An 8,913-nucleotide genomic window follows, 5' to 3' on the forward strand; every position below is an offset into this window, starting at 1 on the left:
ACACTCCATTAGACGGCGCACCCGCCAGGGCGCGCCGCCGAAATCAAATACGCCGGGCGGCGTAACGCTTGAGCATGCTCGGAACGTCGAGAATCAGCGCGATACGGCCGTCACCGGTGATGGTCGCGCCGGACATGCCCGGGGTGCCCTGCAGCATCTTGCCCAGCGGCTTGATCACCACCTCTTCCTGGCCCACCAGCTGGTCGACGACGAAGCCGATGCGCTGGGTGCCGACCGACAGGATCACCACATGCCCCTCGCGCTGCTCCTCGTGCTCATGGTCCTGGACCAGCCAGCGCTTGAGGTAGAACAACGGCAGCGCCTTGTCGCGCACGATCACCACTTCCTGGCCGTCGACCACGTTGGTACGCGACAGGTCCAGGTGGAAGATCTCGTTGACGTTGACCAGCGGGAAGGCGAAGGCCTGGTTGCCCAGCATCACCATCAGCGTCGGCATGATCGCCAGGGTCAGCGGTACCTTGATGACGATCTTCGAGCCCTGCCCCTTAGCCGAGAAGATATTGATCGAGCCATTGAGCTGAGAGATCTTGGTCTTCACCACATCCATGCCCACGCCGCGGCCGGACACGTCGGAAATCTCGGTCTTGGTCGAGAAGCCCGGGGCGAAGATCAGGTTGTAGCAGTCGGACTCGCTCAGGCGGTCGGCAGCGTCCTTGTCCATCAGGCCCTTTTCCACGGCCTTGGCGCGCAGCACGCTCGGGTCCATGCCCTTGCCGTCGTCGGAGATCGACAGCAGGATGTGGTCGCCCTCCTGCTCGGCGGACAGCACCACCCGGCCCGTGCGGGCCTTGCCGGAAGCTTCGCGCTCGTCCGGCATCTCGACGCCATGGTCGACGGCGTTGCGCACCAGGTGCACCAGCGGGTCGGCCAGCGCCTCGACAAGGTTCTTGTCCAGGTCGGTTTCTTCGCCGACCAGCTCCAGATTGATCTCTTTCTTCAACTGCCGGGCGAGGTCGCGCACCAGGCGCGGGAAGCGCCCGAAGACCTTCTTGATCGGCTGCATGCGGGTCTTCATCACCGCGGTCTGCAGGTCGGCGGTGACTACGTCGAGGTTCGACACGGCCTTGGACATGGCCTCGTCGCCGCTGTTCAGGCCCAGGCGCACCAGGCGGTTACGCACCAGCACCAGTTCGCCGACCATGTTCATGATCTCATCCAGGCGCGCGGTATCGACGCGCACCGTGGTTTCCGCCTCGCTGGCGCCATGCTTGTCGGCGCTGGGGGCCGGGGCACGGGGCGCGGCGGCGGGTTTGGCGGCCGCAGGCGCGGGAGCCGGCTTGGCGACAGGCTTGACCTCGGCCTTCGGCGCGGCGGCCACCGCGGCGACAGGCGCTTCGGCGGCGACAGCGTCACCGGAGAACTTGCCCTTGCCGTGCAGCTGATCCAGCAGCGCCTCGAACTCGTGTTCGGTGATGTTCTCGTCGGCCGCAGCCGGCGCGGCGCTCGCCGCAGGCGCCACGGCGCCCGGCAGCGCATCGACGGCGAACGTGCCCTTGCCATGCAATTGGTCGAGCAGCGACTCGAATTCGTCGTCGGTGATCTCGTCGCTGGAGGGCGCCGCAGCAGCGGCTTCGCCGACGGCGGTTTGCGCAGAGAACTGGCCCTTGCCATGCAACTGGTCGAGCAGCGATTCGAACTCGGCATCGGTGATCTCGTCCGCATTGCCGCTGACGGTCTCACCCAGCATCTGCTCGTGAACAGCGGCCTCGGCCTTGACCGCATCGAGGGAGTCGAGCAGCTGTTCGAACTCGGTGTCGGTGATATCCGGCTCGGCGGCAGGCTCCTCGCTCACCGGCGCGACCTCGGCCACCGCTGCCGGGGCTTCGGCGCCCCCTGGCTCGGCCAGGCGCGCCAGCGCCGCCAGCAGCTCAGGCGTGGCAGGGGTGACGTCGCTGCGCTCGCGCACCTGGCCGAACATGCTGTTGACCGTGTCGAGCGCCTCGAGCACCACGTCCATCAACTCCGCGTCGACCCGGCGTTCACCTTTGCGCAGGATGTCGAACACGTTCTCGGCGATATGGCAGCACTCCACCAGCTCGTTGAGCTGAAGGAAGCCGGCGCCCCCTTTTACAGTGTGGAAACCGCGGAAAATCGCATTGAGCAGGTCCGCGTCATCGGGCCGGCTTTCCAGCTCGACCAGTTGCTCGGACAGTTGCTCGAGGATTTCGCCGGCTTCTACCAGGAAATCCTGGAGGATTTCTTCATCGGCGCCGAAGCTCATTAAACGTGCTCCTTAAAAACCCAGGCTGGACAGCAGATCGTCGACATCGTCCTGACCGGATACGACGTCTTCACGCTTATCGGCATGAATCTGCGGACCTTCACCCCGAGTCGGATGTTTTTCTTGATCTTTTTCAGCGCGTAGCTGCTGGTGGTCATGTTCGATCCCGGCAAAGCGGTCGACCTGACTGGCCATCAGCACGAGCTTGAGCAGATTGCTTTCTACTTCGGTAACCAGCGCGGTAACCCGCTTGATTACCTGGCCGGTCAGGTCCTGATAGTCCTGAGCCAGCAGAATGTCGTTGAGGTGGCCGGCAACCTTGCGATTGCCTTCGGCGCTGTGCGCCAGGAAACCGTCGACGCGCTTGACCAACTCGCGGAATTCCGGCGCCGCCACCTCGCGGCGCATGAAGCGCTGCCAGTCGGCGGACAGGTTCTGCGCCTCGGTGGCCAGCTCGTTGAGCACCGGGGTGCTCTCCTCCACCAGGTCCATGGTGCGGTTGGCGGCGCCCTCGGTGAGACGAACCACATACGAGAGTCGCTCGGTCGCATCGGTGATCTGCGAGACTTCCTCGGCCTGCGGCATCGCCGGGTCGATCTGGAAGCTGACGATCGCGCTGTGCAGCTCGCGGGTCAGCTTGCCCACCTCCTGGTACAGACCGCGATCGCGGGTCTGGTTCAGCTGGTGGATAAGCTGCACGGCTTCGCCGAAACGGCCACGCTCGAGGCTCTCGACCAGTTCCTGGGCATGCTTCTTCAGGGTTGATTCAAACTCACCCAGAGAGTTGTTCTGTGACTCCATGGCGCCCCCTGACATGACTCAGCCGTTGACGCGCTCGAAGATCTTCTCGATCTTTTCTTTCAGCACCTGGGCGGTGAAAGGCTTGACCACGTAGCCGTTGACCCCGGCCTGGGCCGCTTCGATGATCTGCTCGCGCTTGGCCTCGGCGGTGACCATCAGCACCGGCAGGTGCTTCAGTCGCTCGTCGGCGCGGACCTTGCGCAGCAACTCGATACCGGACATGCCAGGCATGTTCCAGTCGGTTACCAGGAAATCGAAGTGCCCGCTCTCGAGCATCGGCAGCGCGGTATTGCCATCGTCGGCTTCCGAGGTGTTGGTGAAGCCCAGGTCACGCAACAGGTTCTTGATGATCCGCCGCATCGTCGAAAAATCGTCAACGATGAGGATTTTCATGTCTTTGTTCAATTAGACCTCCAAGCAGTCTTAAACGCGCTCGGCGCCGAGCGCGCAGTCAATCAATTCGGCACCACAAAAAACGACTGCAGCGAACCTTGGCTCAACGCGCCCGCCACTCACCCAGACGGCTGCGCAGGCGCGCCGCGCACTGGCTGTGCAGTTGGCTGACACGCGATTCGCTGACCCCCAGCACCTCACCGATTTCCTTGAGGTTCAGCTCTTCGTCGTAGTACAGCGCCAGCACCAGGCGCTCGCGCTCCGGCAGGTTGGCGATGGCATCGGCCAGCGCGGCCTGGAAGCGCTCGTCCTCCAGGTCCCGCGATGGCTCCAGCTGGCCGCTGGCGCCGTCCTCGTGCAGCCCCTCGTGTTCGCCGTCCTGCAGCAAGTCGTCGAAACTGAACAGGCGACTGCCCAAGGTGTCGTTTAGAATCCCGTAGTAATCATCGAGACTCAATTGGAGTTCGGCAGCAACTTCGTGATCTTTAGCGTCGCGCCCCGTCTTTGCTTCGACACAACGAATCGCATCGCTGACCATGCGCGTATTGCGATGGACCGAACGCGGCGCCCAGTCCCCCTTGCGCACCTCGTCGAGCATGGCGCCGCGAATGCGGATGCCGGCGTAGGTCTCGAAGCTGGCGCCCTTGCTGGCGTCGTACTTGTTGGCGACTTCCAGCAGGCCAATCATGCCGGCCTGGATCAGGTCTTCCACCTGAACATTGGCCGGCAGGCGCGCCAGCAGGTGATAGGCGATACGCTTGACCAGCGGCGCGTAGCGTTCGATCAGCTCGTACTGAGCATCCTTGGACGCCTTGCTGTACATCTTGAAACCGCTCGCACTCATAGGACGGGCCCTGCACTGGTGGGCTGCACCAGGCGCTCGACGAAGAATTCAAGGTGACCGCGCGGGTTGGCAGGCAGCGGCCAGCTGTCGACCTTCTGCGCGATGGCCTTGAAGGCCAGCGCGCACTTGGACCGAGGGAAGGCTTCATAGACCGCCCGCTGCTTCTGCACCGCCTTGCGCACACATTCGTCGTAAGGCACGGCGCCGACGTATTGTAGGGCGACGTCGAGGAAGCGGTCCGTGACCTTGGTCAACTTGGCGAAGAGGTTGCGGCCCTCCTGCGGGCTCTGGGCCATGTTGGCCAGCACACGGAATCGATTCATCCCGTAATCGCGGTTGAGCAGCTTGATCAGGGCGTAGGCATCGGTGATCGAGGTCGGCTCGTCGCACACCACCAGCAGCACTTCCTGCGCGGCGCGCACGAAGCTGACCACCGATTCGCCGATGCCCGCGGCGGTGTCGATCACCAGCACATCGAGGTTGTCGCCGATGTCGCTGAAGGCCTGGATCAGGCCGGCATGCTGCGCAGGCGCCAGGTGCACCATGCTCTGCGTGCCCGAGGCCGCAGGCACGATGCGCACACCGCCGGGCCCCTGCAGCAGCACATCGCGCAGCTCGCAGCGGCCCTCGATGACGTCGGCGAGGGTGCGTTTGGGCGTGAGCCCCAACAGAACGTCGACATTGGCCAGGCCCAGGTCGGCGTCCAGCAACATGACCCGACGGCCGAGCTCGGCTAGCGCCAGCGACAGGTTCACTGAAACGTTGGTCTTGCCGACGCCACCCTTGCCGCCGGTCACGGCGATTACCTGTACGGGATGCATGCTACCCATGTCTGTTCTTTACCTTGTCTCGCTTGGACCCAGGCCACATGAGGGGCTGAACACTCAAGGCCACGTACAGGCCGGGCAACCCCATGATGTAGGTACTTTGCACAGTATTCACCTTCAACCCGCGCGCTTGCCAGGGTTGTGGTAGAGATCAGCGAACATGTCGGCCATGGCCTCGTCGCTGGGCTCGTCCTGCAACTGCACGCTGACCGCACGGCTCACCAGCTGGTGCTTGCGTGGCAGCTGCAGGTCGTCAGGAATGCGCGGCCCATCGGTCAGATAGGCCACCGGCAATTCATGACTGATGGCCAGGCTCAGCACTTCGCCGAGGCAAGCCGTCTCATCGAGCTTGGTCAGGATGCACCCGGCCAGGCCACAGCGCTTGTAGCTGTGGTAGGCGGCGGTGAGCACCTGCTTCTGGCTGGTGGTCGCCAGCACCAGGTAGTTCTTGGCGGCGATGCCACGTCCGGCCAGGGTTTCCAGCTGCATGCGCAGGGCCGGATCGCTGGCCTGCAGGCCGGCGGTGTCGATCAGCACCACGCGCTTGCGCAGCAGCGGCTCCAGCGCCTGGGCCAGGGACTCGCCCGGATCGACGTAGGTGACCGGCACGTTGAGGATACGCCCCAGGGTCTTGAGCTGCTCCTGGGCGCCAATGCGGAAACTGTCCATGCTGACCAACGCCAGGTTGCTTGCGCCGTACTTGAGCACGTAGCGCGCGGCCAGCTTGGCCAGGGTGGTGGTCTTGCCCATGCCGGCCGGGCCGACCATGGCGATCACCCCGCCCTCCTCGATCGGTTCGATCTCGGGCACCTCGATCATCCGTGCCAGGTGCGCCAGAACCATGCGCCAGGCATGGCGCGGCTCTTCTATTCCCGCAGTCAGGTCGAGCAGCTCGCGAGCCAGCCCACCGGACAGACCCAGGCGCTGCAGGCGACGCCAGAGGTTGGCCTGTTGCGGCTTGCTGCCCTGCAACTGGCCCCAGGCCAGCGAGCCCAGCTGTACTTCGAGCAGTTCGCGCAGGCCATTGAGCTCGCTGCGCATGGCATCGAACAGGCGCGGATCGACCGGCGCCGCCACAGGCGTCGACGCTGGCGCGAGCTCATCGGCATGCGGCTCGATCAGCGGCTCGGCGGCGGTCAGCGACTGGCCGGCGAACAGCTGTCGGTTACCCTCGCTGGCCTCGCTGCGCCCACTCAGTTCGGCCTGGGCGGTGACGATGCGCGATTGCGTCTTGCGCAGCTCGTCCTCGAGCTCGACGTTGGGCACACGCGGGGCCAGGGCGGACAGCTTGTAGTCCAGCGCGGCCGTCAGTTCGACACCGCCGGCGATGCGCCGGTTGCCGATGATGGCGGCATCGGAGCCCAGCTCATCCCGGACCAGCTTCATGGCCTGACGCATATCGGCGGCGAAAAAACGCTTAACTTGCATAACCCACTACCTCAGCCGTTGGGGCCCACGGTGGCAACGATGGTGACTTGCTTGTTGTCAGGTATTTCCTGATACGCCAAAACATGCAAATTCGGTACAGCCAGGCGACCGAAGCGCGACAGCATGGCGCGGATCGGGCCGGCGACCAGAAGGATGGCCGGCTGGCCCTGCATTTCCTGGCGCTGGGCCGCCTCGATCAACGAACGCTGAAGCTTCTCGGCCATGCTCGGCTCAAGAAGAACACCCTCTTCCTGACCCTGCCCGGCCCTTTGCAGACTATTGAGCAAGATTTGTTCCAACCTTGGCTCCAGGGTGATCACAGGCAGCTCGGACTCAACACCGACAATGCTTTGCACGATAGCGCGACACAATCCGACCCGCACCACCGCCACCAACGCGGCGGTATCTTGACTCTTCATCGCGTTATTGGCGATGGCCTCGGCAATGCTGCGAATATCACGCACCGGCACCTGCTCGGCAAGCAATGCCTGCAAGACCTTGAGCAGCCCCGACAAGGAAATGACACCCGGCACCAGCTCTTCGGCCAGCTTTGGCGATGCCTTGGCCAGTACCTGCAGCAGTTGCTGGACCTCCTCGTGACCTATCAGCTCATGACAATGCTTTTGCAGTATCTGGTTGAGGTGGGTGGCGACCACGGTGCTGGCGTCGACCACCGTGTAGCCCAGCGATTGTGCCTGCGCGCGCTGGCCGACATCGATCCAGACCGCTTCCAGGCCGAAGGCCGGGTCGCGCGCGGCGATGCCGTTGAGGGTGCCGAACACCTGGCCCGGATTGATTGCCAGTTCACGGTCCGGGTAGATCTCGGCCTCCGCCAGGATCACCCCCATCAGCGTCAGGCGATAGGCACTGGGCTGCAGGTCGAGGTTGTCGCGGATGTGCACGGTGGGCATGAGAAAGCCCAGGTCCTGGGAGAGCTTCTTGCGCACACCCTTGATCCGCGCCAGCAACTGCCCGCCCTGGTTGCGGTCCACCAGCGGGATCAGGCGGTAGCCGACCTCGAGGCCGATCATGTCGATGGGCGTGACGTCATCCCAGCCCAGCTCCTTGGTCTCCATCGCACGCTGCGGCGAGGGCAGCAGGTCTTGCTGGCGCTGGGCCTCCTGCTGAGCGGCCAGCTTGGCTTTCTGCTGCTTCTTCCAGACGAAGTAGGCGCCACCGCCCGCCAACGCGCCCAGGCTGAGGAAGGCGACGTGGGGCATGCCCGGCACCAGGCCCATGATGATCATCAGCGCGCCAGAGACGGCCAGGGCCTTGGGCGAGTCGAACATCTGCCGATTGATGAGCTTGCCCATGTCTTCCGAGCCGGAGGCACGGGTGACCATGATCGCGGCGGCGGTGGACAGCAGCAGCGATGGCAATTGCGCCACCAAACCGTCACCGATGGTCAGCAGGGCGTAGACCTTGCCGGCGTCGCTGAAGGTCATGCCGTGCTGCAGCATGCCGATGAGCATGCCGCCGATCAGGTTGATGAACAGGATCAGCAGGCCGGCGATGGCGTCGCCGCGAACGAACTTGCTGGCGCCGTCCATGGAGCCGTAGAACTCGGCTTCCTGGGCGACTTCGGAGCGGCGGGCCTTGGCCTGGGCCTGGTCGATGAGGCCGGCATTGAGGTCGGCGTCGATGGCCATCTGCTTGCCGGGCATGGCGTCGAGGGTGAAGCGCGCGCTCACCTCGGAGATGCGTCCGGCGCCCTTGGTCACCACCACGAAGTTGATGATCATGAGGATGGCGAAGACCACCGCGCCGACCACGTAGTTGCCGCCGATCACCACCTCACCGAAGGCCTGGATCACCTTGCCCGCGGCGCCGTGGCCTTCCTGGCCGTGGAGCATGACCACGCGGGTGGAGGCCACGTTCAACGCCAGGCGCAGCAGGGTCGCCACCAGCAGGATGGTCGGGAAGGCGGCGAAATCCAGTGGGCGCAGGGCATAGACGCAGACCAGCAGGACCACGATGGACAGGGCGATGTTGAAGGTGAAGAACACGTCGAGCAGGAACGGCGGGATCGGCAGCATCATCATTGCCAGCATCACCAGCAACAGCAGCGGCACGCCGACGTTGCCCCGGCCGAGACCGGCCAGGTTGTTACGGGCGTTGCTGATTAACTGAGTGCGATCCACCGCGATTCCTCTTCAGGCAAAACTTTGACGCCTGGGTGGCGCCTGGCGCTGCCTCTGCAAGAAGCTTTCCAACTTTTTCCAGGCTGGGGAAATCGGGGCTTTGGCTTTGGCCTCAAGAGAGTGGGTCTTGATTTTTTTATGCGCATTCATTGGCGATGGTGACGCACAGTCACCTTTCCGCCCTTACGGCGGGTTACTTTTTGAAGGATCAAAAAGTAACCAAAAAATCCTCGCTCC

Annotated in this window: 7 protein-coding genes; all 7 read right to left on the bottom strand. The window is 64.0% G+C overall.

Annotation, left to right across the window (positions count from 1 at the left end):
* Positions 1–43 precede the first annotated feature (43 nt).
* The 7 genes from N5D48_RS11530 to flhA all read right to left on the bottom strand — a co-directional run bounded on the left by N5D48_RS11530 (position 44) and on the right by flhA (position 8,676).
* Entirely contained in the window at positions 44–2,242 is a 2,199-nt protein-coding gene (locus tag N5D48_RS11530) for a chemotaxis protein CheA (protein WP_279884213.1), read from the bottom strand.
* 12 nt (positions 2,243–2,254) lie between these two features.
* Positions 2,255–3,043, bottom strand: a complete 789-nt coding sequence (locus tag N5D48_RS11535) for a protein phosphatase CheZ (RefSeq protein WP_279884215.1) — start codon at positions 3,041–3,043, stop codon at positions 2,255–2,257.
* 18 nt (positions 3,044–3,061) lie between these two features.
* Positions 3,062–3,436, bottom strand: a complete 375-nt coding sequence (locus N5D48_RS11540) for a chemotaxis response regulator CheY (RefSeq protein WP_178125875.1) — start codon at positions 3,434–3,436, stop codon at positions 3,062–3,064.
* Between the two features lie 103 nt (positions 3,437–3,539).
* Entirely contained in the window at positions 3,540–4,280 is a 741-nt protein-coding gene (gene fliA, locus N5D48_RS11545; RefSeq protein ID WP_279804621.1) for an RNA polymerase sigma factor FliA, read from the bottom strand.
* Positions 4,277–5,110 (bottom strand): flagellar synthesis regulator FleN, encoded by an 834-nt coding sequence (gene fleN / locus N5D48_RS11550; protein WP_279804622.1) that lies wholly within the window; start codon positions 5,108–5,110, stop codon positions 4,277–4,279. Before fleN ends, fliA begins: the two co-directional genes overlap by 4 nt.
* A 114-nt stretch (positions 5,111–5,224) precedes the next feature.
* On the bottom strand, positions 5,225–6,535 hold the full coding sequence (flhF, locus tag N5D48_RS11555) for a flagellar biosynthesis protein FlhF (RefSeq protein ID WP_279884217.1): 1,311 nt from the start codon (positions 6,533–6,535) through the stop codon (positions 5,225–5,227).
* An 11-nt stretch (positions 6,536–6,546) separates the two neighbouring features.
* On the bottom strand, positions 6,547–8,676 hold the full coding sequence (gene flhA, locus N5D48_RS11560; protein ID WP_279884219.1) for a flagellar biosynthesis protein FlhA: 2,130 nt from the start codon (positions 8,674–8,676) through the stop codon (positions 6,547–6,549).
* Positions 8,677–8,913 lie beyond the last annotated feature (237 nt).

It is taken from the genome of Pseudomonas sp. GD03858, from assembly GCF_029840925.1.
Taxonomy (GTDB): domain Bacteria; phylum Pseudomonadota; class Gammaproteobacteria; order Pseudomonadales; family Pseudomonadaceae; genus Aquipseudomonas.

Excerpts from the sequence above, each read along its gene's own strand:
- fleN (WP_279804622.1), bottom strand. The coding sequence starts at position 5,110 with ATGGGTAGCATGCATCCCGTACAGGTAATCGCCGTGACCGGCGGCAAG.
- N5D48_RS11535 (WP_279884215.1), bottom strand. The coding sequence starts at position 3,043 with ATGGAGTCACAGAACAACTCTCTGGGTGAGTTTGAATCAACCCTGAAG.
- flhF (WP_279884217.1), bottom strand. The coding sequence starts at position 6,535 with ATGCAAGTTAAGCGTTTTTTCGCCGCCGATATGCGTCAGGCCATGAAG.
- N5D48_RS11530 (WP_279884213.1), bottom strand. The coding sequence starts at position 2,242 with ATGAGCTTCGGCGCCGATGAAGAAATCCTCCAGGATTTCCTGGTAGAA.
- fliA (WP_279804621.1), bottom strand. The coding sequence starts at position 4,280 with ATGAGTGCGAGCGGTTTCAAGATGTACAGCAAGGCGTCCAAGGATGCT.
- N5D48_RS11540 (WP_178125875.1), bottom strand. The coding sequence starts at position 3,436 with ATGAAAATCCTCATCGTTGACGATTTTTCGACGATGCGGCGGATCATC.